Consider the following 26,817-nt stretch of genomic DNA (forward strand, 5'->3'; position numbering starts at 1 on the left):
CCTGGGGAACTATTTCAGGCCCGGTCCCGTCTCGGAAAGTCGGGCCGCGTGAAGACCTTCGGTGCAAGCCCCGGGGAAGCCCTGGACCACTCGGGTGTCCGCAGGGCGGGACGGGGGGTCGGGTGACACACGGTGCCCGATACGGTGGAACCACCATGAGCGCATCGCAGACCTCAGACGTTCCCACCCTTCTCGTCAAGATCTTCGGGAAGGACCGTCCCGGGATCACCGCGGGACTCTTCGACACCCTCGCCGCCTACTCCGTCGACGTCGTGGACATCGAGCAGGTGGTCTCCCGCGGCCGCCTCGTCCTGTGCGCGCTCGTCACCGAGCCGACGGTCGCCCCGCAGGGCGAACTCCGGGCCACCATCCACAGCTGGGCCGAGTCGCTGAAGCTCCAGGCCGAGATCATCTCCGGCACGGGCGACAACCGTCCACGCGGTGAGGGACGCTCGCACGTCACCGTGCTCGGCAACCCGCTCACCGCCGAGCAGACGGCGGCCATAGCGGCCAGGATCGCCGAGACCGGCGGCAACATCGACCGCATCTTCCGCCTCGCGAAGTACCCGGTGACGGCCGTCGAGTTCGCCGTCTCCGGCTGCGAGACCGAGCCCCTGCGGACCGCGCTGGCCACCGAGGCGCACAGCGTCGGGGTGGACGTGGCCGTGGTCTCCGCCGGTCTGCACCGGCGGGCCCAGCGCCTCGTGGTCATGGACGTCGACTCGACCCTGATCCAGGACGAGGTGATCGAGCTCTTCGCCGCGCACGCGGGCTGCGAGGACAAGGTCGCCGAGGTGACGGCCGCGGCGATGCGCGGCGAGCTGGACTTCGAGCAGTCGCTGCACGCGCGCGTGGAGCTGCTCGCCGGCCTCGACGCCTCGGTGGTCGACAAGGTCCGCGCCGAGGTGCGGCTGACGCCCGGCGCCCGGACCCTGATCCGTACGCTCAAGCGGCTCGGCTACCAGGTGGGGGTCGTCTCCGGCGGGTTCACTCAGGTCACCGACGACCTGAAGGAACGTCTCGGCCTCGACTTCGCGTCCGCCAACACGCTGGAGATCGTGGACGGGAAGCTCACCGGCCGGGTGACCGGCGAGATCGTCGACCGGGCGGGCAAGGCGCGGCTGTTGCGCCGGTTCGCCGCGGAGGCGGGCGTGCCGCTGGCGCAGACCGTGGCGATCGGCGACGGGGCCAACGACCTGGACATGCTGAACGCGGCCGGGCTCGGGGTGGCGTTCAACGCGAAGCCGGTGGTGCGCCGGGCGGCCCACACGGCGGTGAACGTGCCGTTCCTGGACACCGTGCTGTACCTGCTGGGCATCACGCGCGAAGAGGTCGAGGCCGCGGACTTCGGCGAGGACGACCTGCCGCACTGAGCGGTGGGGGTACGGAGGAGGGCCCGGGTGTCGGTCGACGCCCGGGCCCTCCTCCGTACCCGTACGGGTTCAGGCGTGCGGGGTCCAGAAGTCGACGAGGCGGCCGACGCCGTGCTCCACGGACTTCCAGGAGCCGTCGAAGGTGAGGACGGCGAAGGCGGAGGTCGGGAAGCCGCTGCGGTTCATGCGGGGCAGGAGGTCGCCCTCGGACTCGCCGGCGAGGGCGTCGGCGAGCGCGTGCATCCCGGGGTTGTGGCCGATGAGCAGCAGGTCGTTCACGCTGTCCGGGGTCTCGTTGATCAGGGCGATGAGCTCGCCGAGGGAGGCCTCGTAGATCCGCTCCTCGTACACCGTCTTGGGGCGCGCGGGCAGCTCGTGGACGGCCAGCTTCCATGTCTCACGGGTGCGGGCGGCGGTCGAGCAGAGGGCCAGGTCGAAGGTGATGCCGCTGTCGGCGAGCTTGCGGCCGGCCACCGGGGCGTCCTTGCGGCCTCGCTCGGCGAGGGGTCGCTCGTGGTCGGACTCGTCGTTCCAGTCAGCCTTCGCGTGCCGGAGCAGCACGATCCTGCGGGGTGTGTCGACGCTCATGGTCCACAGCTTCGCACGAAACAGGCCACTTCGACTCAGAGAGAGAGCGTTTGCCAGAGGTGCTCGAGGACCCGGCCGACCACCGGGTCACCCGTCGCCGCCTGGGCCTCACCGGGCCCGGCCATCAGGATCAGGAGGGCGAGGAAGGCTGCCGCGGGGAGGGCGAGGGCCCACCAGGGCAGCCGGGTGTCGACGCCGGTGGTCGTGGTCCGGACGCCGGGGTGCGTGGGGGCCGACATGACCGCCTCCGTGGGTGAGTTCCGTGCTTTCGCCGTTGTCACCAACGTACGGATCGCGCGTCATCCGGCCCATCCGGTGATCCACCCACTTCACCCTGAGACCCGCCCCCTAGGGGATACGGGGGTTACCCCCACCTACGGGGTCCCACCGCGGGGTCCCACCCCGCGGTCGCCTCACGGGGTCGCCTCACGGGGTCGCCTCACGCGGTCGCCTCACGGGGTCGCCTCACGCGGTCGCCTCACGGGGAGGCGAAGGAGGCGATGACGGCGATGACGACCGAGATGCCGAGCATCGCGCCGAGCACGATCAGCAGCTTCTTCTGGCCGTTCTGGGGATTGGGTTCGAGGACTGGCATGGGAACAGTCTTACATCTCAGCATTCGTCCTCGACCGTCCGGTCCCTGCCCGCCAGGGTTCCGACGATCATCTGCGGCACCATCAGCCCGCCCATGAGGGCGATCGGCAGTCCCCAGCCGCCGCTGTGCTGGTAGAGCACGCCGACGAGCAGCGGGCCCGGGATCGAGATGAGGTAGCCGACGCTCTGCGCGAAGGCGGAGAGCCGGACGACTCCGGCGCCGGTGCGCGAGCGCATGCCGATCATCGTGAGGGCGAGCGGGAAGGAGCAGTTGGAGATGCCGAGGAGCACCGCCCAGACCCAGGCTCCGGCGGCGGGGGCGAGGAACAGTCCGGTGTAGCCGGTGAGTCCGCACAGGCCGAGCGCGACGACGATCGGGCCCTGGTTCTTCATCCGGGTCGCGAGGCGGGGGATGACGAAGGCGAGCGGGACGCCCATGACCATGGTGACGGCGAGGAGCACGCCCGCGGTGGTGGCGGGGACGCCGGAGTCGCGGAAGATCTGCGGCATCCAGCCCATGGTGATGTAGGCGCCGGTGGCCTGGAGGCCGAAGAAGACGCCGAGCGCCCAGGCGGTGCGGCTGCGGGTGATGCGCGGCGCGCCGGCCGGCGGTGCCGCGGCGGGGACCGCGGCCGTGGGAAGCGCCCGGTCGGCGCCCCGGTCGCGCACGAGCGGGAGCCAGGGCAGCACGGCGAGCGCGGCGAGGACCGCCCAGACGCCGAGGCCGAGGCGCCAGCCGCCGCCGAGGGCCTCGGTCATGGGGACGGTGGCGGCCGCGGCGACGGAGGTGCCGAGGGCGAGCGCCATGGAGTAGAGGCCGGTCATGCTGCCGACGCGGTCGGGGAAGTACCGCTTGACGATGACGGGCATCAGGACGTTGCTGACGGCGATGCCCATGAGGGCGAGGGCGCTGGCGGCGAGGAAGGCGGCGGTGCCGGTCGCGAAGGGCCTGAGGAGGAGGCCGGTGAAGATCGCGGCCATGCCCGCGCAGACGACGGCGGCGGGGCCGAAGCGGCGGGCGAGGCGGGGGGCGGTGATGCCGAAGACCGCGAAGCAGAGCGGGGGGACGGAGGTGAGGACGCCGGCGACGCTGCCGCTCATGTGGAGGTCCTGGCTGACCTCTTCGAGGAGGGCACCGAGGCTGGTGATGGCGGGGCGCAGGTTGAGGGCGGCCAGGACGAGTCCGACGGCGACGAGGCCGAGGGGCCACCGGCGCGGCGGAGCGGCGCGGTCGGGTGCGGGAGAATCCCCGGCTGTGGTGGCCGCCACCGCGGTGGTCCCGGCCGGTCGCGCGGTGGTCTCCGCCGCTGTCGCGGCGGGGTCGAGGGTCTTCGGCTCGTCAGGCATGAGGCCATCATAGAATCATGGGATGATTGGTTGTCCAATCTCGAACGAATGGGAAGGCGCTCCATGGCCCTCGGTCACCCCCGGCGCACCGGTCTCTCCGATCAGGTGATCGCCGAACTGCGGAACCAGATCACCTCCGGCGAGTGGCCGGTGGGTTCGCGCATCCCGACCGAACCCGAACTGGTCGAGCAGCTGGGCGTCGCCCGCAACACGGTGCGCGAGGCGGTCCGCGCCCTCGCGCACAACGGGCTGCTCGACATCCGCCAGGGCTCCGGGACGTACGTCGTCGCCACGAGCGAGCTGGCGGGCGTCATGCACCGGCGCTTCGCCGGCTCCGACCCCCGGCACGTCGCCGAGCTGCGGTCCACGCTGGAGTCCGCCGCGGCCCGCTTCGCGGCCGGGCGGCGCTCGGAGCGGGACCTGAAGCAGCTGGACGCCCTGCTGGTGCGGCGCGAGGAGGCGTGGGAGTCCGGGGACGCGGAACGGTTCGTGACGGTCGACGCGGCCTTCCACCACGCGGTGGTCGCCGCCTCGGGCAACGAGGTCCTGACGGAGCTCTACGCGGACCTGGGCGATCTGCTGCGGGACTGGCTGCGCGACGACGTCGGGCAGGTGCTGCGGCCGGAGAACCACATGGACCACGCGCGCCTGGTGGACGCGATCCGCGAGGGCGACGCCGAGCGGGCCGGCACGGAGGCGGCCGGCTACCCCTTCCAGTGCCTCAGGAGCCCCGTACCGGAAGAGACGGAGAGCCCTGGGCGGGCGCCGGATCCGCGGGCTGGTGCGTGACCCAGGCGGACCGGACCTCCTTCCAGCAGCGGCCGGTGACCTGGGCGTAGTCGGCGGGTCCGACCTCCACGGGGGCGCTGTCGCTGTCGACGTCCCACCAGCGGTCGCACTCGACGTGGAGGCGGATCCGGTCGGTGCGGGGGTACGGGTTGCTGCAGTGCGCGGTGACGCGGGAGCCCTCGACGACGGTGCGGCAGGAGGCCCCGAAGTCCTCCGGTTCCCCGGCCGCCGGGGCGGCGGCGGGGAGGTCCTCGGCCGGGGCGGGAGCGGCCCGGAGCTCGGCGGCCACGGCTGTCCCGGTGATCAGGACGGCGACGGACGCGACGACCCCGAAGCCCTGACGTATCGCGCGCATGCCCGTACCTCCTCCCCGTCAGCAGCAGAACGTCACGCTCTGCCTCAGTCTGGGGTCGTTCGGGCTGATTTTCGACCCGTGCAGGAGTTGCGGAACGGCGAGGGCCGTGTGTCCGCCACCGGGGCGGACACACGGCCCTTCACTGCCGTACCGAGGGGTTACGCGCCGATCGCGTGCAGACCGCCGTCGACGTGGATGATCTCGCCCGTGGTCTTCGGGAACCAGTCCGAGAGCAGCGCGACGATGCCGCGGCCGGCCGGCTCCGGGTCCGAGAGCTCCCACTCCAGCGGGGAACGGCTGTCCCACACGGAGGCCAGGTCGCCGAAGCCCGGGATGGACTTCGCGGCCATGGAGCCGAGCGGGCCCGCCGAGATCAGGTTGCAGCGGATGTTCTGCTTGCCGAGGTCGCGCGCCATGTAGCGGCTCGTGGCCTCCAGGGCGGCCTTGGCCGGGCCCATCCAGTCGTACTGCGGCCAGGCGAACTTCGCGTCGAAGGTGAGGCCGACGACCGAACCGCCCTCGGACATCAGCGGCAGCAGCGCCATCGTCAGCGACTTCAGGGAGAAGGCGGAGACGTGCATGGCGGTGGCCACGGACTCGAACGGCGTGTTCAGGAAGTTGCCGCCGAGCGCGTCCTGCGGCGCGAAGCCGATGGAGTGCACGATGCCGTCGAGCCGGTCGCCCAGGTGCTCACGGACCTGGCCCTCCAGGCGGGCGAGGTGCTCGTCGTTGGAGACGTCGAGCTCCAGGACCTTCACCTTGTCGGGGTGGGGCAGCTTCTTGGCGATGCGCTCGGTCAGCGTCGGCCGGGGCCAGGCTGTGAGGATGATCTCCGCACCCTGCTCCTGGGCCAGCTTCGCGGCGTGGAAGGCGATGGAGGACTCCATCAGCACACCGGTGATGAGGATGCGCTTGCCCTCGAGAATTCCGCTCATGGTGATCAGTGACCCATGCCCAATCCGCCGTCAACCGGGATGACGGCTCCAGTGATGTACGAGGCGTCGTCGGAGGCGAGGAACTTCACCGCCGCGGCGATCTCCTCCGGCTGCGCGTAGCGGCCCAGCGGCACCTGGGACACGATGCCCGCGCGCTGCTCGTCGGTGAGCACCGCGGTCATGTCGGTGTCGACGAAGCCGGGGGCGACGACGTTGAAGGTGATGTTGCGCGAGCCCAGCTCACGCGCGAGGGAGCGGGCGAAACCGACCAGGCCGGCCTTGGAGGCGGCGTAGTTGGCCTGGCCCGCGGAGCCCAGCAGACCGACGACCGAGGAGATCAGGACGACGCGGCCCTTCTTGGCGCGCAGCATCCCGCGGTTGGCACGCTTGACGACCCGGAAGGTGCCGGTGAGGTTGGTGTCGAGGACGGACGTGAAGTCCTCCTCGGTCATGCGCATGAGGAGCTGGTCCTTCGTCACGCCGGCGTTGGCCACGAGGACCTCGACCGGACCGTGCTTCTCCTCGATCTCCTTGTAGGCCGTCTCCACCTGCTCCGCGTCGGTGATGTCGCACCTGACGGGAAGGCAGCCGAGCTCGACCAGGGCGGCCGGGGGCTCGCCGGAGCGGTACGTGATCGCGACCTTGTCGCCGGCCTCGGCGAACGCGCGGGCGATGGCGAGGCCGATGCCCCGGTTTCCTCCGGTGACGAGAACCGAGCGGCTCAACGGATCACCCTTTCGATAGCGGTCTGGTAGCCGAAAACCTATCGGTATCGCTCCCGACATGAGGAATCGACCTCCCACAGTGGCGTAGGGGCGTCACTGTCGGATCCCTACAGCTCGGGAGCGGTACGGGGAGGTCTCCTAGGCGCGCAGGTCCGCCCCGGCGAGCTCGGCGCACAGGTCGTCGAGCGTCCGGTCGTACAGCACCGAGCGGTGCGCGAGTACGTTTCGAGCCATCACGAGGAGCCGGAGGAGACGGGCGTCGTCCGGGGGCAGCGCGAGGGCCCCGCTGATGTGGGCGCGCAGCAGCTCGCCCACCTGGAGCTCCAGGAAGTACCGCTCGGCCTCGCCGCCGAGGTGCGCGGGCGGACGGTCGGCGTGGTCGGCCACGACGGCGGCCGCCGGGCGGTTGAGGTGACCGAGGGCCCGTGCGGCGAGGCGCTGCCTGGCCTCCTCGATCCACGGGGAGAGGACGCGCTGCTGGGCCTGGGAGAGGTGCGCGGCGAGACGCGCCCGTACGTCCGCGCCGGAGGCGGACGCGGGGGCGGCCGGGTGCCAGACGGCCACGTGCGGCCGGAGGAGTCCCTCCCAGGCGACGACGGCACCCCGGGCCCAGGCCCGGCGCAGCTCCGCGCCCGGCCGCGCGAGGGCGCCGATCCGGCGCAGGGGCGGGCAGTCGGCCGGGGCGGGGCCGGGCACCGACGCGAGGCAGCGCCCGAGGGCGGCGCCGAGCGTGTGCTGGGTGCCGTCCCACTCCGCGGCGAGGAGCCGGGCGAGCTCCAGGTCGGGGCCGCAGATCTCGACCACGGTCTCGGAGCGGACGGCGCGGCGGATCCGCTCGCCCAGCGGATCGCGGTCCCGGCCGCCGGCGGTGGGCCCGTGGTCGAGGACGGGGGCGATCGCGGCGGCCGTGTCGTGCCGGCCGAGCGCGCCCCACCACCAGTGCACGGTCGTGTCGCCGAGGCCGTGCCGGAGCTCGTCGGGGAGGGTCTCCGGCAGGTCGCGGAGCCGGGCGACGACCAGCAGCCGGGGACGCTCGCCCGGGGGCAGGCCGGCCTCCTTCACGGCGGCGGCCAGCGCCCGGAAGAGCCGCTCGACGGGCGCGCCACGCGGGTGCGTGGCTCCGGCGTCCGTGCCCGGACCCGCGCCTGTCCCCGTACCCGTACGCGTATCGCCGTCGTGTTCCGTCCAGGCGCGGATGCCGACGACCGTGCGACGGTCGCGGCCCGGGGCGACCAGGGCGGCCACCGCCTCGTCGGGCTCCGCCGAGAGCTCCTTGCCGAGCCGGGCCAGGAGGCCGTACGGGTCGTGTCGGTGGCCGTCGGAGGCCCGGCGGGGTGCCGGGAGGCGGGGCGGACCGGCCTGGAGGGACCAGCCGAGGTCGAGGTCGAAGCCGTCGTCGGACAGGTCCAGGAACGGCAGCTCGTCGGCGTCGCCCCAGGGCGGCGCGTCCACTTGGGCGGGACCCGGGTGCGGGTGCGGGTCCAGGTGCGGGTCCGGGTCCGGGTCCGGGTCCGGGTGCAGTTGCGCCTCACGCGCGCGCGTGGACGCGGTCTCCGGGCCCGGCGCCGGGACGTCGACGTGGACGGGTCCTGAGCGCAGGGCCTCCCGGTACAGCTCCTCCGCGAGCCCCGACTCCACGAGCGCGTCGGTGACCAGCCAGAGACAGTTCCGGCCGGCCGCGAGGTCGGCGGCGACGGCCCGGACCCGTGCCCGTACGCCCGGCAGCTCGCCCGGACGCACGGCGTAGGCGGCCGGGTCGCGCACGGCATACTCAGCCGGGTCGCGCACCGCGTACGCCGCCGGGTCGCGCACCGCGTACGCGGCCGGGTCCAGGGCTCGGGCGTCCGTCACGTCACTTCTCCCCGGCGGCCGCCCGGGACCGCACCGCGCGGTAGGTCACCGGCTCCACGGCGAAGCCCTCCGGGGTCTCGTCGAGGACGCCGAGCAGGCCCAGGTGCTGGAGCCAGGCGTCGGTGTCGGCGTCGGAGAGCTCGACCGCGGCCGCCACGTCGTCGCGCGGCAGGCCCTGGCCCTCCTCCACGTACCCCGTCCAGGCCGCGAGGAGCCCCAGGTCGCCGAGGTCGAGCCCCGAGAGCCGCAGGTGCTCGTCGATGTTGCGGGGCCCGGCGATGAGCGCCCTGATCCGCTCGACGGCGCTGTCCAGGGTCGCCCCGTGCACGGACACGTCCGTCACCGCGGCCTCCATCCAGCGGGGCCAGCCGCCGGTCGCGGCGACGAGCCGGTAGCGGTCCTCCCGGGAGACGAAGGGGCATTCCGACCAGGCGCGCAGGGCGTCCGCGGTCCAGCGCTCGGGGCGCAGCCACCGGACGGCGAGCTCCTCGTGGCCGTCGTCGGCGGCGAGGCCGGCGAGGGCGGCGGCGTCGGCGACGACCACGACGGAGCGGTTCTCGTTGCCTCCGCTGCGCTGCTCGGTCTGCCGGACGAGCCGGTCGGCGGCGGGGCCGGCGTGGACCAGCATCGAGCGGACGGCCTCGCGGAGCCGCTCGGGGGTCGCGCCCCGCAGATCGGCCATGATGACGTGGGCCTTGCGGCGGCGGCCCTTGAGGAGGGCGGTGAGGTCCTCGCCGTGGGTGTACGGGACGACGTCGACGCCGCGGTTCTCGGCGAAGGCGGTGACGGCCCGGCGGACCAGTTCGGGCCGGTGGAGGGCCGTGGTGCCGATGAGGCTGACGCCGGACTGCGCGGTCTCGTGGAGCTGTTCCTCGGTGAGCGGGCTGTAGGTCTGCACGTGCCGCGCGTCGCGGCCGAGGAGGCGCCGGGCGGCGTGCGGGTTGTAGTCGTACGGCAGGCCGAACTCGGTCTCGCGGAGTTCGAGTTCGAGCTCCTCGCGGGTGCCGAGCATGTTGACCACGTTGGGGCTGCGGACGGCGAAGCGGGAGCGGTCGCCGAGCTGGATGAGCAGGCCGAGGCCGACCATCTCGGTGAGGAAGATCTGCGCCTGCTTAGCGCTGAGCATCTCGAAGCCCTCGGGCCAGGCCTCGCGGGCCTTCTGGAGCAGTTCCCCGGCGGAGTAGTCGCCGCGGTAGCCGTCGGCGAGGCTGAGCAGGGCGATGACGAGGGCGAGGACCCGGTAGCGGTCCTCCAGGTTGATGGTGAAGCGCAGCCGTTCGGCGATCTGGCGGCGCACGGTCTCGGAGGCGGCGACCTTCTGCACGTCGGCCTCGGTGATCCGCACCGGGCCGTCGGAGAAGGCGTACGGGCGGTCGTGGAGGACGCGGACGAGTTCGCGGCAGAAGATCTGCACCAGGTTGGCCTGGTAGTTGGTGATGGCGAGGATCCGCCAGACGAGTTCGGGGCGCTCGAAGAAGTGACCGAGCGCGGACATGGGCTCGGTGACGAGCCGGACGGCCGCCTGGGTGCCGAGCGGGCCGACGAGGACGTCGGGGCCGCCGTGCACGGTGGAGACGTTGGAGAGGTGTCCGAAGCGCTGGACCTGGTGGAGCCCCGCGAAGACGATCTTGAACCGGCGTTCGGTCTGCTCCATGAGCCGCTGGAAGTGCATGACGTTGGGGAAGGTCGACTCGCTGCCGAGGCGGTAGGCGCGGCGCGAGTCGGTGTTGAGGAACGCGTCGGCCTCGTCGGCCAGGACGAGGATCCGCCGGGTGTCGTCCTCCTCCAGCCATGCCTGGATGTTGCGCACGACGACGTCGGGACCGGCCTGTTCGGACATCTTGTTGTTGAAGACGCCCTTGCGCTTGAGGTCCTCGACCAGCCGGCTCCAGATCCGGTCGGGCGCCTCGGCGTGGCCGATCTCGGCCTTCAGCAGGTCGAGGTAGACGGCCACGTGGGTGTCGGCGCGGCTCGGGAAGATCTCCGCGACCCGGCGCAGCAGCGCGGACTTGCCGAGCTGCCGGCCGCCGTAGAGGAACATGCCGCCCTCGCGGCCCATGACCTCCCGCATCTCCTCGTCGCGGCCGTAGAACACCTCGGGCGGCACGAGGCCCGCCACGAACGGCGTGTACGGGTTGTACGCGGCCCAGGGCAGGGTCACGCGCTGGAGCGAGCGGAAGGAACCGGGGGCGCGCGCCGCCATCCATCCCATCACCGCGGAGTCGACGACCAGCGCCTGCTGGGCGAAGGAGCGGGCGGACTCGGCGAGGCCCCGCCGTCCCTCCAGGCCGAGCGGGTGCAGGTAGAGGACGATGTTGGCGCCGACGTCGGCGTCCTCCAGGTGGGCGAGCGGGCCGTCGGCGGGCTGCTCCTCCCAGACGAGGAGGACGGTGTACGAGGAGGCCCGCGAACCGAGCGCCGCGACGTAGCCGGGGCGTTCGGCGACCCGGGCGCGCACCTTGAAGCGGCGCATGCCCTGGCCCAGGGCCACCCGCTCGGCGACGACCTGGCCCGGGGAGACGTCGAGGCCGAGCAGCCGCAGCAGCCGGGAGAGGTGCTGCGGCAGTTCGCCGCGGCGCCCCCGCGGGCCGCACAGCGCCGCCCACGCCTCCAGGCCGTTGCTCGCGGCGGGGGTCAGCGAGGAGGCCGGGTCGCCGTAGTGCTTCGCCCACCAGTCGGCCTCGACGCCCTCCCCGCCGGCCTTGGGCGCGCCGGGGGCGGTCACGCCGGTGAGGAAGGCGGCGAGTTCGGAGCCGTCGTCGTAGCGGGCGCCCCGTTCGGGCAGCGGGGTGTGGCTGGTCGCGAGGGCGAGGAACTCCTGTGCCGTGACCGTGTCGCCCTCGTCGATGAGGCGGGCGATGCGCTCGTGGTCCCCGGCCGAGAGCGGCTGGTCGGGGCGGGCGCGCAGCTGGGCCAGGTTCTCCCGCAGCTGCCGGGTGTAGTCCTCGACGAGGGTGACGAGTTCGGCCTCCAGGGCGCGCAGCGACTCCACGGCGAAGCGGTAGCGGCCCGACTCCTCGCCGTCCGCGAACTCCTGCAGCCGGCCCACGAACTCCCGTTCCTGGTCGGCCGCGAGCTGGTTCAGGGTCCGCATCTGGGCGAGGAGTCCGGCCGCCGCGCGGTGGTGCTCGGCGACCTCCCGCCGCCAGTCCTCGTGCCCCTGCGCGAGCCTGCGGGCCGCCGTCTCGCCCCATTCGGGGTCGGTGCAGCCGTACTCCTCCGGCTCGCTCTCGACGGCGGCGATCAGCGCCCGGGCGAGGTGCAGGTCGCCGTCGCCCAGGTAGCGGACGAGGGCGTACTCTGCGTCGGCCGGCACGAGCAGGGCGGCGATCCGGCGGGCCGCCCGGGGGTCGGCGAGGTCCGGGTCGCCGAGGGCGTCACGGGGCAGGTCGGGCAGCCGGAGGAGGGCGTCGGCGGGCGGAACGGGCCCGCCGTTCTCACGGAGCCGGTCGGCCGCCGTGTCCGCGGGCCGCACCTGCTCGCCCGTCAGCCAGGCGCGCAGCAGCCCGAGCGCGGCGCCGCCCGTCCCGGGCGGGGCGGGCTCGCCGGCGACGTCCCGCAGGACCGAGGCCAGTTCCGGGATGCCGCGGTCGCTCACGCCCTGGTGCGGCCGGGAGGCGGTGTGGGCGGCCTCGGCGCGCATCAGGAGCTCGCCGACGCAGCGGCAGGCGGTGTGCAGCTGGCGGAGGGCTCCGGCGGTGATCGGCTCCTTGGCCTGCTTCGACGTACGGAACAGGGCGTCGGTGTCCTCGATGAGCCGGTCGATGTCCTCCGCGCGCCACAGCTGCTCGCCGAGGGCCCGGAAGCCGGGGGCGCCGGTGTACTGCGCGGGGCTCTGGCCCGACCACTCGATGACCTCGTTCAGCGCGTGGCGCACGGCGCCCGAGGGGCCGAGGAGGTACTGGAGCACCTGGGACGCCCGCTGGTACTTCATCTTGCGGCGCGGCAGGTCGTCGAGGAGCTGGCGGGCGGTGAGGCCGATCTCCTCGCGGGTGGCGGCCTGCTGGCCCTCCACGCTGCCCTGGAGCATGCCGGGTTCGAAGGCGCGGCCGTCGCGGACGGCGGCCACGAGCACGTTCAGCAGGTGCTGCCAGGCGCCGCTGAGTCCGGACGGCATGACGAAGCCGCTGACCAGGCCGTGCGGCCAGCGTGTGGTGAGCCCGGTGCGCAGGGCGGCCGCGAGGGCCACGAGATGGGCCTCGCGGTCCTGGGCGGCGAGCGCGGGGTCGAGCTCGTGCGCCATCTGTACGGGGGTGGCCTCGCTGTCCGAGACGCAGGCGAACGCGGCGGCGGCGAAGGCGAGCGTCCGCGCGCGGACGTCGCTCTCGCGGGAGGCGACGGTCATCCAGTACGCCTCCGCCGACCGCCCCTCGCGCAGCAGCCGCGCGACGGGCGGCTCGCTGCCGGTGTCCCAGGGCGCGTACGGATCCCAGTCGGGCGCTTCGACCCCACGCGGCCAGGGCTCGTCCTCGACGGGGGCGGACGCGGGGGCGGGTACGGGCGCCGGGACCCCGGCGGAGGCCGGCCCGGGTACGGATGCGGGCCGCGGGACGGGCACGGCGGCGGTCGGCGGCGGGCCCGACGCGCCGGCCTGGGCGGGCACGGCGGCGCGCCGCGGCTCGGGGACGGCGGTGGGCGCGGGACCGGACGCGGTGGCCTGCCCGGGCGCGGCCACCGAGGGCTGCTCCGTGGGCGCGGCCGTGGCGGGCTTCCGGGGTGCGGGCCCCGGGCCCGGCCGGGTCGGCACGGGGGCCGGGGACGGGGGTTCCACCGCCCGGCGGACGGCCTCGATCGCGGAGGCACCCGCGCGGACCCGGTCGGCGGCCCGCCCCGCGAGAGGGGCCGCTTCACCGGTGCCGTGCTCGGTCGGTCCGGCCGGGGACGCGGCGGGGCTGGTCTCGGTGGGCCCCGCCGGGGATCCGGCGACGCCCTTCGCGGCCGGCCCGGGCGGGGACCCGGCGTCGGGGGCACCGTCGGGCTCCGGCGGGGAGGGCTCGGCGGACGGCCCGGGTTCCGCGGGTCCCTGCGGCTCGGCGTGCTCCGGGCCCACGGACGCGGCGGCCCGCCCCGGACCCGCGGCTCCCTCCGGCGCGGCGGGCTCCTCCCGTCCCGCGGCCCCCTCCGGCCCGGTCGCCTCCTCCGGCGCGGCCGGTCGTCCCGGGGCTGCGGGCGGCGTCGGCGCGTCCAGCGTGCGCAGCTGCGCCTCGGTGCGTTCCAGGTGGCGGCGCAGGTCCGAGGCCTCGTCCTCGTCGTCGGCCAGTTCGAGGAGTTCGGCGTACCGGCCGGCCTTGCGCCGCAGGGCGTCGATCTGTTCGGCGCGCGCCTCGCGCAGGCGTGTCAACCCGGCCTCGGCGTCGGCGTATCCGAGGCCGGGGCCCCAGTCGACCCCCTCGGCGGCGAGCGCGGCGGCGAGCCGTTCGCGCTCCTCCGTCCACCCGGTGATCCCGTCGGCGGGGGCTCCCTCGGGGAGGAGTCCGGTCTCGACGGCGTCCGCCGCCGCGCGCAGGCCGGCGGCGAGCCGTTCACCGGACCGGCGGAGCCGTACGAGCGAGGCGGGCAGGTCGGCCGTGGATGCGGTGTCCGGCGAGGGAGCGGTCACGGGAGCGGCGTCCTCACACTCGGAAGGGGTGTTCGTCAGGGGGTCGCGCGCGCCGTCGGGCGGGGCGTCGAAGCCCGGACCGATGGTGTGCGCGTCGGGGGGCGGCGTGCTGTCGGCCGCCGCCTGTAACGCGGCCTCGTGTTCCCGCGCGAGGGGTCCCACCGGGAGTCGGCTCGTACCGGGCAGGAGCATGCCGTGGAGGGCGCAGCGCGCGAGGGGCGGGTCGAGCACCCGGAGCATGGCGAGGAGTTCGTCGAGGGTGGGGTCGTTCAGGGCGCGCTCGGGGAATCCGTACTCGTCCCGGAGGGCCTTCACGGCCCAGACGAGGCCGCAGGCGGTGATGCTCGTCAGCTGGGCCTGCTGCGCCTTGGCGAGCCGTACGCGGGCCGTGTGCAGTTCCCTGCGCGTGGGGGGTGTCCGGCGCGCGGGCCGGCCGGGCGTGTGGGCGTGTCTGTCGCCGCGTAAGCACTGATGCCAGGTCAGCAGGGACCTGAGCGCGTCCTCGTCCAGCGACGACAGCCAGGACCTGACTCCGTTCACCCACCCGTGCATGGCGTGGATCATCTCATCGGATCGGTGGCGGGGCTATGCCAATGCCTTATTCCGGTTCCTCAAGGACCGCCGGGCGGACGGCCGTTGGGACGGGTTCCGCCGGGGGCGCAATCCAATGCGCCGCCTCGGCCGTCCGTCCCGTGATTGACTTCCGGGACAGTTCAACCGCCGTCTTCCGATCGCCGAGAGCGAGGCCGCTCGTGGTCCATCAGATCGACCCTTCGTTCGTCGCGCTGCCGTTGCGGGCGCTCGCCGACGCGGCGCTCGCCCGAGCGCGCGCGCTCGGCGCCGAGCACGCCGACTTCCGCCTGGAGCGGGTGCGCAGCGCCTCGTGGCGGCTGCGGGACGCCAAGCCGTCCGGTTCCTCGGACACCACGGACCTCGGTTACGCGGTGCGGGTGGTGCACGGCGGCGCCTGGGGCTTCGCGTCGGGCGTCGACCTGACCATGGACGGGGCCGCGCGGGTCGCCTCGCAGGCCGTGGCCATGGCCAAGCTGTCGGCGAAGGTGATCGCGGCGGCCGGGTCGGACGAGCGCGTGGAGCTGGCCGAGGAGCCGGTGCACGCGGAGCGGACCTGGGTCTCCTCGTACGAGATCGACCCGTTCTCGGTGCCCGCCGAGGAGAAGAGCGCGCTGCTCTCCGACTGGAGCGCACGGCTCCTCGGGGCGGAGGGCGTGGCGCACGTGGACGCCTCGCTGCTGACCGTCCACGAGAACAAGTTCTACGCGGACACGGCCGGCACCGTGACCACCCAGCAGCGCGTCCGGCTGCACCCTCAGCTCACGGCGGTCGCCGTGGACGAGACGACCGGCGAGTTCGACTCGATGCGGACGATCGCTCCACCGGCCGGGCGGGGCTGGGAGTACCTGACGGGGACCGGCTGGGACTGGGACAAGGAGCTCGACGAGATCCCGGGGCTGCTCGCCGAGAAGATGCGGGCGCCGAGCGTGGAGGCGGGCCGGTACGACCTGGTCGTGGACCCGTCGAACCTGTGGCTGACGATCCACGAGTCCATCGGGCACGCCACCGAGCTGGACCGGGCGCTCGGCTACGAGGCGGCGTACGCGGGCACCTCGTTCGCCACCTTCGACCAGCTGGGGAAGCTGGCGTACGGCTCCTCGATCATGAACGTGACGGGTGACCGGACCGCCGAGCACGGTCTCGCCACCGTCGGCTTCGACGACGAGGGCGTCGAGGCGCAGAGCTGGGACCTGGTGAAGGACGGCACGCTCGTCGGCTACCAGCTGGACCGGCGGATCGCGAAGCTCACGGGCCTCGGCCGGTCGAACGGCTGCGCCTTCGCCGACTCCCCCGCGCACGTGCCGGTGCAGCGGATGGCGAACGTCTCGCTCCAGCCGGACCCGGGCGGTCTGTCGACGGAGGACCTGATCGGGGGCGTGGAGCGCGGCATCTACGTGGTCGGCGACCGTTCCTGGTCGATCGACATGCAGCGCTACAACTTCCAGTTCACCGGCCAGCGCTTCTTCCGCATCGAGAACGGCCGGCTCGCCGGGCAGCTGCGGGACGTGGCGTACCAGGCGACGACGACGGACTTCTGGGGCTCGATGGAGCAGGTCGGCGGTCCGCAGACGTACGTGCTGGGTGGCGCCTTCAACTGCGGCAAGGCCCAGCCGGGCCAGGTCGCCGCCGTCTCGCACGGCTGCCCGTCCGCCCTCTTCCGGGGCGTCAACATCCTGAACACGACGCAGGAGGCCGGTCGATGAGCGCCCGCCACGACAATTGCCGGGGGTCCGGGGGTCGTCCCCCGGGTAAGCACAGTCTGAACACGACGCAGGAGGCCGGTCGATGAGCCGCGTCAGCAAGCCGTACGAGATCGTCGAGCGGGCCCTTGAGCTGTCCCGTGCCGACGGGTGTGTCGTCATCGCCGACGAGGAGTCCTCGGCCAATCTCCGCTGGGCCGGGAACACGCTCACCACGAACGGTGTGACCCGGGGCCGCACGCTCACCGTGATCGCGACCGTCGACGGCGCCCAGGGCACCGCCTCCGGTGTCGTCTCGCGGTCCGCCGTGACAGTCGACGACCTGGAGCCCCTGGTCCGGGCCGCCGAGGCCGCCGCCCGCGCCGCCGGGCCCGCCGAGGACGCCCAGCCGCTCGTGGAGGGCGTGCCCGCCTCGCCCGACTTCACGGACGCCCCGGCGGAGACCTCCTCCGCGGTCTTCACCGACTTCGCCCCGGCGCTCGGCGAGGCCTTCGCACGCGCGCGTGCGGGCGGCCGTGAGCTGTACGGCTTCGCCAACCACGAGCTGACCTCCACCTACCTGGGCACGTCCACGGGGCTGCGGCTCCGCCACGACCAGCCCAACGGGACGCTGGAGCTCAACGCCAAGTCCCCCGACCGGTCGCGCTCCGCCTGGGCCGGGCGCTCGACGCGGGACTTCAAGGACGTCGACCCGGCCGCGCTCGACGCCGAGCTGGCGACCCGCCTCGGCTGGGCCGAGCGGAGGATCGAGCTGCCCGCCGGCCGCTACGAGACGCTGCTGCCGCCGACCGCCGTGGCCGACCTGCTGATCTACCAGCTGTGGTCGTCGACGGCCCGGGACGCCGTGGAGGGCCGTACGGTCTTCTCGAAGCCCGGCGGCGGCACCCGGCTCGGCGAGCAGCTCTCCCCGCTGCCGCTCACGCTGCGCAGCGACCCGAACGAGCCGGGCCTGGAGTCCGCGCCGTTCGTGATCGCGCACTCCTCGGGCGACGACTCCTCCGTCTTCGACAACGGTCTGCCGGTCGCCCCGGTCGACTGGGTGAAGGACGGCGCCCTGGCGCACCTGATCACCACCCGGCACACGGCGGGGCTTACTCACTTGCCCGTGGCTCCGGGAGCGGGGAACCTGATCCTGGACGGCGGCGGTGAGCGCTCCCTGGAGGAGATGGTCGCCTCGACGGAGCGTGGCCTGCTGCTGACCTGCCTCTGGTACATCCGCGAGGTCGACCCGGCGACGCTGCTGCTGACCGGGCTGACCCGGGACGGCGTCTACCTCGTGGAGAACGGCGAGGTGGTGGGCGAGGTGAACAACTTCCGTTTCAACGAGTCGCCGGTGGACCTGCTGTCGCGGGCCTCGGAGGCGGGCCGGACGGAGAAGACGCTGCCGCGCGAGTGGAGCGACTGGTTCACCCGGGCCGCGATGCCCGCCCTGCGGGTGCCGGACTTCAACATGAGCTCGGTCAGCAAGGGGGTCTGACCCGCCTAGACTGAGTCGTCGTACCACTGACAACTTTCTGAGGAGACGGACGATCGTGACGGACATCGTCGACGAGCTGAAGTGGCGCGGGCTGTTCGCCCAGTCCACCGATGAGGACGCACTGCGCAAGGCTCTCGCGGACGGTCCCGTCACGTTCTATTGCGGTTTCGACCCGACCGCGGCCAGTCTCCACGTCGGCCACCTGGTCCAGGTCCTCACCGTCCGCCGGCTCCAGCAGGCCGGGCACCGGCCGCTGGCGCTGGTCGGCGGGGCCACCGGGCAGATCGGTGACCCGCGGCCGACGGCCGAGCGCACCCTGAACGACCCCGAGACGGTCGCGAACTGGGTGAACCGGCTGCGCTCGCAGATCGAGCCCTTCCTCTCCTTCGAGGGGGAGAACGCGGCGGTCATGGTGAACAACCTGGACTGGACCGCCGGGATGTCGGCGATCGAGTTCCTGCGGGACATCGGCAAGCACTTCCGGGTCAACAAGATGCTGACCAAGGACTCCGTCGCCCGGCGTCTGGAGTCCGAGCAGGGCATCAGCTACACCGAGTTCAGCTACCAGCTGCTCCAGGGCATGGACTTCCTGGAGCTGTACCGCCGCTACGGCTGCACGCTCCAGCAGGGCGGTTCGGACCAGTGGGGCAACCTGGTGGCCGGCCTCGACCTGATCCACCGCCTGGAGCCGGGGGCGGAAGCGCACGCGCTGGCGACCCCGCTGATGGTCAAGGCGGACGGCACCAAGTTCGGCAAGACCGAGGGCGGGGCCGTCTGGCTGGACCCGGAGATGACCACGCCGTACGCGTTCTACCAGTTCTGGCTGAACGTGGACGACCGGGACATCTCGACGTACATGCGGATCCTGTCCTTCAAGTCCCGCGAGGAGCTGGAGGCGCTGGAGGCGCAGACCGCCGAGCGGCCGCAGGCGCGCGCCGCACAGCGGGCGCTCGCCGAGGAGCTCACCACCCTGGTGCACGGCGCGGACCAGTGCGCGGCCGTCATCGACGCCTCCAAGGCGCTGTTCGGGCAGGGCGACCTGGCCGAGCTGGACGAGCCGACGCTCGCCGCCGCGCTGTCCGAGCTGCCGCACGCGCGCGTGTCCGAGCTGGGCCAGGTCGTCGACCTGTTCGCCGAGGTCGGTCTCGTGGCGAGCAAGTCGGCGGCGCGCCGCACGGTGAAGGAGGGCGGGGCCTACGTGAACAACGCGAAGGTGACCGCCGAGGACGCCGAGGTGTCGGCGGACGAGCTGCTGCACGGCCGCTGGCTGGTGCTGCGGCGCGGCAAGAAGAACCTGGCGGCGATCGAGTTCGCCGGCGAGTAGGCGGAACCACGGCGAGAGGCCCGGTACGCGCGGTGCGCCGTACCGGGCCTCTCGGAGTTCTCGTCGTTCTCGGAGTTCTCGTCGTTCTCGGAGTTCTCGTCGTTCTCGTCGTTCTCGGGGTTGTCAGGCGCGCTGCTTGTTGCCCCTGATCGAGGCCCACAACATGTCGCCCACGCCGACGACGGCGACGGCGCCGATCAGCTGGAGCAGGTGACGGGTCCAGTCGATGCCCCGGGTGTCGTTGACTCCGATCCAGGTCGCGACCGCGTTGCCGAGCACGCTGCCGAGAATGCCGAACACGGTCGTCAGCCACAGCGGGATCTGCTGCTTCCCCGGCAGGATCGCCTTCGCGATCAGACCGAGGACGAATCCCACGATGATCGCCCACAACCAACTCATCGTCGCCTCCTTGTACGGATCTGGGCCCAGTTTCGGCCCATCGGCCATACGGCGCATGTCGGACAGCGCCGTACGTGCCCCGGTCTCGTCGGCCCGGGGCGGCGGGCGTACCGTGGAAGGAGGTCCGGACCAGGGAGGGTCCGGCATGACCTGTGGGTGGTGGACGGCGATGCGGAAGCATGGCGGGACCGAGGTCTTCCGGATCACGGGGGCCCGACAGGGGCTCGCCGACGACGTCCGGGGACGGCAGCGGCGCTATGTCATCTCGATGACGGTCCGGACGCTCTCCGTGATCGCCGCCGCGGTGCTGTGGAACGTGGAGCGGCACGTCGCGATCGTGGCGCTGGCCCTGGGCATCCTGCTCCCCTACATCGCCGTGGTGATCGCCAACGCGGGACGCGAGTCGACTCCGTCCCTTCCCTCCACCTTCGTCCCGACCCCGGCGCGCCCCGAGCTCGAGGCTTCGAACCTCAAGGGAAGCTCAGATCAATCATGACGATCCTGTGCACCGCACCCCATGTGCCGTGACATACTGCCTACGCGCTCCGCATCCCCCGTCGGAGCGACGGACCGATGCCGGGCAGCTCCCCCCGTGGCTGCCCGGCATCGCTGTTGCTGGACAATGGTCCGGTGATCAATGGTCCCGTGAGCGAAGAGAAGCCGATCTGTTCCGCCAAGGGGTGCCGCGCCGACGCCGTCTGGGTCCTCGCGTGGAACAACCCCAAGCTGCACACGCCCGAGCGGCGCAAGACCTGGCTCGCGTGCGAGGAGCACCGCGAGCACCTCTCCCAGTTCCTGGGGGTACGGGGCTTCCTGAAGGACGTCGTCCCGTGGGCCGACTGGGACTCAGCCGCCGATAGCTGACATCGGGCGGTCGGGCTGGAGGAAGCTCGGGTCGTCGAGGCCCGAGCCCGCCTTCTTGCCCCACATGGCCTTCTTCCAGAGCTCCGCGACGGTCTCGTCCGGGGCGTCCGAGCGCAGGGCGGCGCGCAGGTCCGTCTCCTCGGTGGCGAAGAGGCAGGTGCGGACCTGTCCGTCGGCGGTGAGCCGGGTGCGGTCGCAGGCCCGGCAGAACGGACGGGTGACGGAGGCGATCACGCCGACCGTGTGCGGTCCGCCGTCGACCACCCAGCGCTCCGCGGGGGCCGAGCCGCGCTCGTCCGAGCCTTCGGGCGTCAGGGTGAATCGGGTGCGCAGCGACTCCAGGATGTCCCCGGCGGTGATCATGCCGTCGCGCTTCCAGCCGTGCTGGGCGTCCAGGGGCATCTGCTCGATGAAGCGGAGCTCGTACCCCTCCTGGACCGCCCAGGCGAGGAGGTCGGGGGCCTCGTCGGCGTTGAGCCCGGGCATCAGGACGGCGTTGACCTTGACCGGGGTGAGGCCGGCCTCGCGGGCGGCGGCCATGCCGTCGAGGACGTCCTGGTGACGGTCGCGCCGGGTGAGGGTCTTGAAGACCTCGGGGCGCAGGGTGTCCAGGGAGACGTTGACGCGGTCGAGGCCGGCCGCCTTGAGGGCGGCGGCGGTGCGCTTGAGCCCGATGCCGTTGGTCGTGAGGGACATCCGGGGGCGGGGCTCCAGGGCGGCGCAGCGCTCGACGATCCCGACGAGGCCGGGGCGGAGCAGCGGCTCGCCGCCGGTGAAGCGGACCTCGGTGACGCCGAGGTCGGTGACCGCGATGCGGATCAGGCGGACGATCTCGTCGTCCGTGAGCAGGTCCGGCTTGGCGAGCCACTGCAGGCCCTCCTCCGGCATGCAGTACGTGCAGCGCAGGTTGCACCGGTCCGTGAGCGAGACGCGCAGGTCAGTGGCCACACGGCCGTATGTGTCGATGAGCACTGTGGGCCCCCTCCCCGAATTCCGGATGCGTGTTGCTTCGAGCCTACGTGAGCGTGCCGACATCGAGCAGGGCAGATTGTCACGAGGACCGGCGAGGCCGCGTCGTAGAACTCTACGACGCGGCCTCCGGACGGTCGCGGACCGTATCCGGTCCGGTGCGTTCCGGTCAGTGTGCTCCGACTCCGGTGAGGGACTTGACCTCCAGCTCCGCGTACTTGCCCTTGTCCGGCGTCTCCTTCGAGAGGACGGAGCCGAGCCAGCCGAGCAGGAAGCCGAGCGGGATGGAGACGAGGCCGGGGTTCTCCAGCGGGAACCAGTAGAAGTCCGCCGTCTTGAACATCGACGTGGGCTTGCCGGAGACGACCGGCGAGAAGAGCACGAGGACGACGGCGGAGACCAGACCGCCGTAGATCGACCACAGCGCTCCCCGGGTGGTGAACCGCTTCCAGAAGAGCGAGTAGAGGATCGTCGGCAGGTTGGCCGAGGCGGCGACCGCGAAGGCGAGGGCGACCAGGCCGGCGACGTTGAGGTCGCGGGCGAGGGCGCCGAGCGCGATGGAGACGATGCCGATGAGGACGGTGGCCCAGCGGGCGGCCCGCACCTCCTCCTTCTCGGTGGCCTTCCCGCGCCGGATGACGTTGGCGTAGATGTCGTGCGCGAAGGACGACGAGGAGGCCAGGGTCAGCCCGGCGACGACGGCGAGGATGGTCGCGAAGGCGACGGCGGAGATGACGGCGAGGAGGATCGCGCCGCCGGTGGAGCCGGCTCCGCCGCCGATCTCCAGGGCCGCGAGCGGGGCGGCCGTGTTGCCCGCCTTGTTGGAGGCGATGATGTCGGTGTTCTTGAGGAGGGCGGCGGCGCCGAAGCCGAGGACGATCGTCATCAGGTAGAAGGCGCCGATGATGCCGATGGCCCAGTTCACGGACTTGCGGGCGGCCTTGGCCGTCGGCACCGTGTAGAAGCGGATCAGGATGTGGGGCAGGCCGGCCGTGCCGAGGACGAGCGCGATGCCGAGCGAGAGGAAGTCCAGCTTCGAGGTGGCGGTGGCGCCGTACTTGAGGCCGGGCTCCAGGAAGGCCGAGCCCTTGCCGCTGTTGGTGGCGGCGGCGCCGAGCAGCTCCGAGATGTTGAAGTGGAACTTGAGCAGGATGAGGAAGGTGATCAGGAGCGTGCCCGCGATGAGCAGGACCGCCTTGACCATCTGCACCCAGGTGGTGCCCTTCATGCCGCCGATCGTCACGTACACGATCATCAGAAGGCCGACCAGGGCGACGATCGCGACCTTGCCGCCGTCGCTGGTGATGCCGAGGAGCAGCGAGACGAGGACGCCCGCGCCCGCCATCTGCGCGAGCAGGTAGAAGATGGAGACGACGATCGTCGAGGTGCCGGCGGCGGTGCGGACGGGGCGCTGGCGCATCCGGTAGGCGAGGACGTCGCCCATGGTGAACCGGCCGGAGTTGCGCAGCGGTTCGGCGACCAGGAGCAGGGCGACGAGCCAGGCGACGAGGAAGCCGATCGAGTACAGGAAGCCGTCGTAGCCGAAGAGGGCGATGGCTCCGGCGATGCCGAGGAAGGACGCGGCGGACATGTAGTCGCCGGAGATCGCGAGGCCGTTCTGGAAGCCGGTGAACTGGCGTCCGCCGGCGTAGAAGTCGGCGGCGCTCCTGGTCTGGCGGCCGGCCCAGACGGTGATGGCGAGGGTGGCGACGACGAAGGCGCCGAACAGGGCGATGATCAGGGGCCGGTGCTCGGTGGTGGCGTTGCCCGCCGCGAGCAGGACGGGGGTGCTCATGCGTCGCCCTCCATACGGGTTCTGATGGCGTCGGCCCTGGGGTCGAGCCGGCGTGCCGCGTGCCGCGAGTAGAGCCAGGCGATGAGGAACGTGGTGAGGAACTGGCCGAGGCCGAGGACGAGCGCCACGTTGATGTTGCCGAAGAGCCTGGTCCCCATGAAGCCGCCCGCGTAGTTGGAGAGCAGCACGTACAGCAGGTACCAGGCGATGAAGGCCAGGGTGAGGGGGAAGGCGAAGGAGCGGTACGTTCGGCGCAGTTCGCCGAACTCCGCGCCCTCCTGGACCTCGATGAACTGCTCCGTGGTGGGCGACGCGGGACCGTGGTCGGTCTCCGTGCCGTCTCTGGGCGGCGGCGGTGCTTCGGTAGCCACGGAATCTCCTCGTGACGCGGGGGCGGACGGCGTGGTCAAGGGAGCCTCACCGGGGTGCGGTCGGCGGGGCGCCGGCGGAGCCCCTTCCCTGACCAACGGCACGGAACCGGAAGCGACGCGGTTCATCCGAGGGTTTTCTTTGAACATATCTTCATGAAGTCTTCTCAACTCATTGAAGGTTCGGGAAGATCAGCGATAGCTTCACTCGTCATGCACCTGTCCGCGCGCAAACCCGCGCGTGGACAGTACATACGGATGATGTGGAGAACCCATGGCTCATCTGGGATCGAGGCGCGGCCGAGCTCTCGCTCTGCCGGTTGGTCTCGCGCTCACGGCCTCGCTCGGCTTCCTCGCCCCCGGCGCCGCCTCCGCCGCGGAACTGAGCGACGCTCCGGCCACCGTGGTCACGAACGGCCCGAAGCTCTCGTACGTCGTCAACGTCGAGGGGGGCCGCTGGACCGCCGCCTCGGTGAAGAAGGCGATCGCCGCCGCCGGTGGCGAGGTGGTCATCTCGTACGACCAGATAGGCGTGATAGTCGTCCACTCGCAGAACCCCGAGTTCGCGAAGACGATCCGCACGGCGCGTGGCGTGGTGTCGGCCGGTTCGACCCGGACCGCCCCGCTCTCCGTCCAGTCCGACGACTCCGTCGACGAGGGCGCGCAGACCCTTTCCGCCGCTGAGGCGAAGGCCGCCGCCGCCCGCGCGACGGACGAGCAGGACCCGCTGGAGCCCCTGCAGTGGGACCTCCCGGCGATCAAGGCCGACAAGGCCCACCAGAAGACGCTCGGCAGCAAGCGCGTCACCGTCGGCATCATCGACACCGGTGTGGACGACACCCACCCGGACCTGGCGCCGAACTTCGACGCCGCCGCGTCCGCCAACTGCGTGTCCGGCAAGCCGGACACGACCGCCGGCTCGTGGCGTCCGAACCCGGGCGAGAGCGACCACGGCACGCACGTCGCGGGCACCATCGGCGCCGCGAAGAACGGCATCGGCGTGACCGGTGTCGCGCCGGGCGTGAAGCTCGCGGGCATCAAGGTGTCGACCCCGGACGGCTTCTTCTACACCGAGGCCGTCGTCTGCGGCTTCGTGTGGGCGGCCGAGCACGGCGTCGACATCACGAACAACAGCTACTACACCGACCCGTGGATGTTCGCCTGCAAGAACGACGAGGACCAGAAGGCCCTCATCGAGGCGGTCACCCGCGCGACCCGCTACGCGGAGCGCCGGGGCACGGTCAACGTCGCGGCGGCCGGCAACTCGAAGTTCGACCTCGCGGCGGACTCGATCCTCGACAACAGCAGCCCGAACGACACCACTCCGGGCGACCGGGTCATCGACCCGAAGGAGTGCTTCGACTACCCGGCCATGCTGCCGGGCGTCGTGACGGTCTCCGCGACCGGTGCCAAGGACCTCAAGGCGTCCTACTCCAACTACGGTCTCGGCGTCATCGACGTCGCCGCCCCCGGCGGTGACCGCACCGAGTACCAGACGCCGGACGCCCCGGCGGTCAACGGCCGCATCCTGTCGACCACGGTCGACGGCGGCTACAACTACAAGGCCGGTACGTCGATGGCCTCGCCGCACGCGGCGGGTGTCCTGGCGCTCATCAAGTCGACGCACCCCCACGCGAGCCCGGCGGCGCTGAAGGCGCTGCTGTACGCGCAGGCCGACGACCGCGCCTGCACCAACCCGTACGACATCGAGGGCGACGGCAAGATCGACGCCGTCTGCGAGGGTGGCAAGAACAAGAACGGCTTCTACGGGGCCGGTCTGATCGACGCGCTCGACGCCGTCCGCCGGTAAGTCCGCGCGGTCCGGTGAGGGCCCCGGTGTGGTTCGCCACACCGGGGCCCTTCGCGTGGCACCGAGTGCCACACTGCGCTCATGGACAACACGGTACGGACGAGTACGGAGTTGCTGTGGTCGGTGCTGGGCGGCGATCCCGCCCTCGTCGACCGCGTGGAGTTCGGCGGGGTCTCCGGGCTGCTGCCCGCGCGGCTGCCGGTGATGGACCTGGCGCGCGGCGCGGTCGCGGCCTGCTCGCTGGCCGCGGTGGAGCACGCGGGTCTGCCGGGGCCGGTACGGGTGGATGACGGGGCCGTCGCCACCGCCTTCGTGAGCGAGCGTCACCTGCGGGTCGACGGGCGGGCGCCGGTGAACTTCGCGCCCCTGTCGCGGTTCTGGCGGGCGGCCGACGGCTGGGTCCGTACGCACGCCAACTACCCGCACCACAAAGCAGCGTTGCTCGCCGCGCTGAGCGCCCCCGACTCGGTGGAGGCCGTCGCGGCGGCGATCGGCGAGCGGAAGGCCGTCGAGGTCGAGACGGCGGTGTACGCGGCCGGGGGCCTGGCCGTCGCGCTGCGCACGCCCGAGGAGTGGGCGGCGGGAGAGCAGGGCCGGGAGGTGGCCGCGCGGCCGCTGCTCACCCGGGAACGGCTGGACGAGGCCCCGGCCCGGGGCCGTACGGGCCCGCTGCGGGTCCTGGACCTGACCCGGGTGATCGCCGGGCCGGTCGCGACCCGGACCCTCGCGCTGCTCGGCGCGGACGTGCTGCGGATCGATCCGCCGGGCAACCCCGAACTGCCGGACCAGCACGCGGACACGGGCGTCGGCAAGCGGACGTCGGCGCTCGACCTGGACCGCCCCTCGGACCGGCGCACCTTCGACGAGCTCCTCGACTCCGCCGATGTGCTCGTCACCGGATTCCGGCCGGGCGCGCTCGACCGGTTCGACCTGGAGCGGCCGGGTCTGGTGACCGCCCGGCTCTCCGCCTGGGGCGACTACGGGCCGTGGGGCGGGCGGCGCGGCTTCGACTCCCTGGTGCAGGTGGCGACGGGGATCGCCGCGACGGAGGGCTCGGCCGCGGAGCCCGGGGCGCTTCCGGCGCAGGCGCTGGACCACGGGACGGGGTATCTGCTGGCGGCGGCGGTGCTGCGGTCGCTGACGGAGCAGCGCGCGGAGGGCGGCAGCCGGCTGGTCCGCCTGGCCCTCGCCCAGACGGGGCACTGGCTGACGCACGCGCTGCCGCGGTACGCGCCGGAGCGGTACGTCACGGAGTCGGAGGGCCCGCTGGGGCACCTGCGGCACGCCCTGTCGCCGGTGTCGTACGAGGGCGGCCCGACGGACTGGACCCGGGCGCCGGGGATCGCGGGCGCGGACGCGCCGGAGTGGTCGGGGGCCTGAGA

General features: G+C 72.7%; 22 protein-coding genes. 9 read left to right on the plus strand and 13 right to left on the minus strand.

Annotated elements, in window-relative coordinates:
- Positions 1-155 precede the first annotated feature (155 nt).
- The gene (gene serB / locus ACN9MM_RS09455; RefSeq protein WP_382869093.1) at positions 156-1,373 is read left to right on the plus strand and encodes a phosphoserine phosphatase SerB; all 1,218 of its coding nucleotides are present in this window, start codon (positions 156-158) and stop codon (positions 1,371-1,373) included.
- A gap of 69 nt (positions 1,374-1,442) precedes the next feature.
- On the opposite strand, the gene ACN9MM_RS09460 is transcribed toward serB, so the two are convergent.
- The 4 genes from ACN9MM_RS09460 to ACN9MM_RS09475 all read right to left on the minus strand — a co-directional run bounded on the left by ACN9MM_RS09460 (position 1,443) and on the right by ACN9MM_RS09475 (position 3,902).
- Positions 1,443-1,961, minus strand: coding sequence for a SixA phosphatase family protein (locus ACN9MM_RS09460; protein WP_426363201.1), 519 nt, complete (start codon positions 1,959-1,961; stop codon positions 1,443-1,445).
- 35 nt (positions 1,962-1,996) lie between these two features.
- Positions 1,997-2,200, minus strand: a complete 204-nt coding sequence (locus ACN9MM_RS09465) for a hypothetical protein (protein ID WP_426363202.1) — start codon at positions 2,198-2,200, stop codon at positions 1,997-1,999.
- 239 nt (positions 2,201-2,439) lie between these two features.
- On the minus strand, positions 2,440-2,556 hold the full coding sequence (locus tag ACN9MM_RS09470) for an SGM_5486 family transporter-associated protein (RefSeq protein WP_382869099.1): 117 nt from the start codon (positions 2,554-2,556) through the stop codon (positions 2,440-2,442).
- 17 nt (positions 2,557-2,573) lie between these two features.
- Positions 2,574-3,902 (minus strand): CynX/NimT family MFS transporter, encoded by a 1,329-nt coding sequence (locus tag ACN9MM_RS09475; RefSeq protein WP_426363203.1) that lies wholly within the window; start codon positions 3,900-3,902, stop codon positions 2,574-2,576.
- Positions 3,903-3,965: 63 nt separating this feature from the next.
- On the opposite strand from ACN9MM_RS09475, the gene ACN9MM_RS09480 reads away from it, so the two are divergent.
- Positions 3,966-4,691, plus strand: coding sequence for a FadR/GntR family transcriptional regulator (locus ACN9MM_RS09480; RefSeq protein ID WP_426363204.1), 726 nt, complete (start codon positions 3,966-3,968; stop codon positions 4,689-4,691).
- On the opposite strand, the gene ACN9MM_RS09485 is transcribed toward ACN9MM_RS09480, so the two are convergent.
- The 5 genes from ACN9MM_RS09485 to ACN9MM_RS09505 all read right to left on the minus strand — a co-directional run bounded on the left by ACN9MM_RS09485 (position 4,624) and on the right by ACN9MM_RS09505 (position 14,708).
- Positions 4,624-5,046 (minus strand): hypothetical protein, encoded by a 423-nt coding sequence (locus tag ACN9MM_RS09485; RefSeq protein WP_426363205.1) that lies wholly within the window; start codon positions 5,044-5,046, stop codon positions 4,624-4,626. The two genes, ACN9MM_RS09480 and ACN9MM_RS09485, sit on opposite strands and share 68 nt — an antisense overlap.
- Before the next feature lie 158 nt (positions 5,047-5,204).
- Positions 5,205-5,981 (minus strand): enoyl-ACP reductase FabI, encoded by a 777-nt coding sequence (gene fabI / locus ACN9MM_RS09490; protein ID WP_426363206.1) that lies wholly within the window; start codon positions 5,979-5,981, stop codon positions 5,205-5,207.
- Between the two features lie 5 nt (positions 5,982-5,986).
- A complete protein-coding gene (gene fabG / locus ACN9MM_RS09495; RefSeq protein ID WP_426363207.1) occupies positions 5,987-6,706 on the minus strand; it encodes a 3-oxoacyl-[acyl-carrier-protein] reductase in 720 nt (239 codons plus the stop codon).
- Positions 6,707-6,844: 138 nt separating this feature from the next.
- On the minus strand, positions 6,845-8,557 hold the full coding sequence (locus ACN9MM_RS09500; RefSeq protein WP_426363208.1) for a hypothetical protein: 1,713 nt from the start codon (positions 8,555-8,557) through the stop codon (positions 6,845-6,847).
- A 1-nt stretch (position 8,558) separates the two neighbouring features.
- Complete coding sequence (locus tag ACN9MM_RS09505; RefSeq protein ID WP_426363209.1) at positions 8,559-14,708, minus strand: hypothetical protein; 6,150 nt, start codon at positions 14,706-14,708, stop codon at positions 8,559-8,561.
- Positions 14,709-14,908: 200 nt separating this feature from the next.
- Here ACN9MM_RS09505 and ACN9MM_RS09510 point away from each other — a divergent pair, with 200 nt between their 5' ends.
- The 3 genes from ACN9MM_RS09510 (at position 14,909) to tyrS (ending at position 19,230) form a co-directional block, all read left to right on the plus strand.
- Positions 14,909-16,432 (plus strand): TldD/PmbA family protein, encoded by a 1,524-nt coding sequence (locus ACN9MM_RS09510; protein WP_426363210.1) that lies wholly within the window; start codon positions 14,909-14,911, stop codon positions 16,430-16,432.
- A gap of 82 nt (positions 16,433-16,514) precedes the next feature.
- On the plus strand, positions 16,515-17,906 hold the full coding sequence (locus ACN9MM_RS09515; protein ID WP_382869116.1) for a metallopeptidase TldD-related protein: 1,392 nt from the start codon (positions 16,515-16,517) through the stop codon (positions 17,904-17,906).
- Positions 17,907-17,961: 55 nt separating this feature from the next.
- Positions 17,962-19,230, plus strand: coding sequence for a tyrosine--tRNA ligase (gene tyrS / locus ACN9MM_RS09520; RefSeq protein WP_426363211.1), 1,269 nt, complete (start codon positions 17,962-17,964; stop codon positions 19,228-19,230).
- A 123-nt stretch (positions 19,231-19,353) separates the two neighbouring features.
- On the opposite strand, the gene ACN9MM_RS09525 is transcribed toward tyrS, so the two are convergent.
- A complete protein-coding gene (locus ACN9MM_RS09525; RefSeq protein ID WP_426363212.1) occupies positions 19,354-19,629 on the minus strand; it encodes a GlsB/YeaQ/YmgE family stress response membrane protein in 276 nt (91 codons plus the stop codon).
- Positions 19,630-19,798: 169 nt separating this feature from the next.
- On the opposite strand from ACN9MM_RS09525, the gene ACN9MM_RS09530 reads away from it, so the two are divergent.
- Both ACN9MM_RS09530 and ACN9MM_RS09535 read left to right on the plus strand, forming a co-directional pair.
- Positions 19,799-20,125 (plus strand): DUF3099 domain-containing protein, encoded by a 327-nt coding sequence (locus tag ACN9MM_RS09530; RefSeq protein ID WP_426368707.1) that lies wholly within the window; start codon positions 19,799-19,801, stop codon positions 20,123-20,125.
- Positions 20,126-20,274: 149 nt separating this feature from the next.
- The gene (locus tag ACN9MM_RS09535; RefSeq protein WP_382869124.1) at positions 20,275-20,493 is read left to right on the plus strand and encodes a hypothetical protein; all 219 of its coding nucleotides are present in this window, start codon (positions 20,275-20,277) and stop codon (positions 20,491-20,493) included.
- On the opposite strand, the gene moaA is transcribed toward ACN9MM_RS09535, so the two are convergent.
- From moaA to ACN9MM_RS09550, 3 genes are all read right to left on the minus strand, one after another.
- A complete protein-coding gene (gene moaA, locus ACN9MM_RS09540; RefSeq protein ID WP_426363213.1) occupies positions 20,476-21,465 on the minus strand; it encodes a GTP 3',8-cyclase MoaA in 990 nt (329 codons plus the stop codon). The genes ACN9MM_RS09535 and moaA overlap by 18 nt on opposite strands.
- A gap of 166 nt (positions 21,466-21,631) precedes the next feature.
- Complete coding sequence (locus ACN9MM_RS09545; RefSeq protein ID WP_426363214.1) at positions 21,632-23,257, minus strand: solute symporter family protein; 1,626 nt, start codon at positions 23,255-23,257, stop codon at positions 21,632-21,634.
- Positions 23,254-23,628, minus strand: a complete 375-nt coding sequence (locus ACN9MM_RS09550; protein WP_382869130.1) for a DUF485 domain-containing protein — start codon at positions 23,626-23,628, stop codon at positions 23,254-23,256. The genes ACN9MM_RS09545 and ACN9MM_RS09550 overlap by 4 nt, the downstream gene beginning before the upstream one ends.
- Before the next feature lie 271 nt (positions 23,629-23,899).
- Between ACN9MM_RS09550 and ACN9MM_RS09555 the strand changes: the two genes are divergently transcribed.
- A complete protein-coding gene (locus ACN9MM_RS09555; RefSeq protein ID WP_426363215.1) occupies positions 23,900-25,435 on the plus strand; it encodes a S8 family peptidase in 1,536 nt (511 codons plus the stop codon).
- A gap of 81 nt (positions 25,436-25,516) precedes the next feature.
- Positions 25,517-26,815, plus strand: coding sequence for a CoA transferase (locus tag ACN9MM_RS09560; protein ID WP_426363216.1), 1,299 nt, complete (start codon positions 25,517-25,519; stop codon positions 26,813-26,815).
- Positions 26,816-26,817: the final 2 nt, after the last annotated feature.

It is taken from the genome of Streptomyces sp. E-08 (assembly GCF_049913095.1).
In the GTDB taxonomy this organism is placed as follows: Bacteria; Actinomycetota; Actinomycetes; order Streptomycetales; family Streptomycetaceae; genus Streptomyces.

What these genes read in the sequence shown, in the direction of transcription:
- serB (WP_382869093.1), top strand. Translation starts at nt 156, where the DNA reads ATGAGCGCATCGCAGACCTCAGACGTTCCCACCCTTCTCGTCAAGATC.
- ACN9MM_RS09460 (WP_426363201.1), bottom strand. Translation starts at nt 1,961, where the DNA reads ATGAGCGTCGACACACCCCGCAGGATCGTGCTGCTCCGGCACGCGAAG.
- ACN9MM_RS09465 (WP_426363202.1), bottom strand. Translation starts at nt 2,200, where the DNA reads ATGTCGGCCCCCACGCACCCCGGCGTCCGGACCACGACCACCGGCGTC.
- ACN9MM_RS09470 (WP_382869099.1), bottom strand. Translation starts at nt 2,556, where the DNA reads ATGCCAGTCCTCGAACCCAATCCCCAGAACGGCCAGAAGAAGCTGCTG.
- ACN9MM_RS09475 (WP_426363203.1), bottom strand. Translation starts at nt 3,902, where the DNA reads ATGCCTGACGAGCCGAAGACCCTCGACCCCGCCGCGACAGCGGCGGAG.
- ACN9MM_RS09480 (WP_426363204.1), top strand. Translation starts at nt 3,966, where the DNA reads ATGGCCCTCGGTCACCCCCGGCGCACCGGTCTCTCCGATCAGGTGATC.
- ACN9MM_RS09485 (WP_426363205.1), bottom strand. Translation starts at nt 5,046, where the DNA reads ATGCGCGCGATACGTCAGGGCTTCGGGGTCGTCGCGTCCGTCGCCGTC.
- fabI (WP_426363206.1), bottom strand. Translation starts at nt 5,981, where the DNA reads ATGAGCGGAATTCTCGAGGGCAAGCGCATCCTCATCACCGGTGTGCTG.
- ACN9MM_RS09505 (WP_426363209.1), bottom strand. Translation starts at nt 14,708, where the DNA reads ATGCACGGGTGGGTGAACGGAGTCAGGTCCTGGCTGTCGTCGCTGGAC.
- ACN9MM_RS09515 (WP_382869116.1), top strand. Translation starts at nt 16,515, where the DNA reads ATGAGCCGCGTCAGCAAGCCGTACGAGATCGTCGAGCGGGCCCTTGAG.
- ACN9MM_RS09525 (WP_426363212.1), bottom strand. Translation starts at nt 19,629, where the DNA reads ATGAGTTGGTTGTGGGCGATCATCGTGGGATTCGTCCTCGGTCTGATC.
- ACN9MM_RS09530 (WP_426368707.1), top strand. Translation starts at nt 19,799, where the DNA reads ATGCGGAAGCATGGCGGGACCGAGGTCTTCCGGATCACGGGGGCCCGA.
- ACN9MM_RS09545 (WP_426363214.1), bottom strand. Translation starts at nt 23,257, where the DNA reads ATGAGCACCCCCGTCCTGCTCGCGGCGGGCAACGCCACCACCGAGCAC.
- ACN9MM_RS09555 (WP_426363215.1), top strand. Translation starts at nt 23,900, where the DNA reads ATGGCTCATCTGGGATCGAGGCGCGGCCGAGCTCTCGCTCTGCCGGTT.
- ACN9MM_RS09560 (WP_426363216.1), top strand. Translation starts at nt 25,517, where the DNA reads ATGGACAACACGGTACGGACGAGTACGGAGTTGCTGTGGTCGGTGCTG.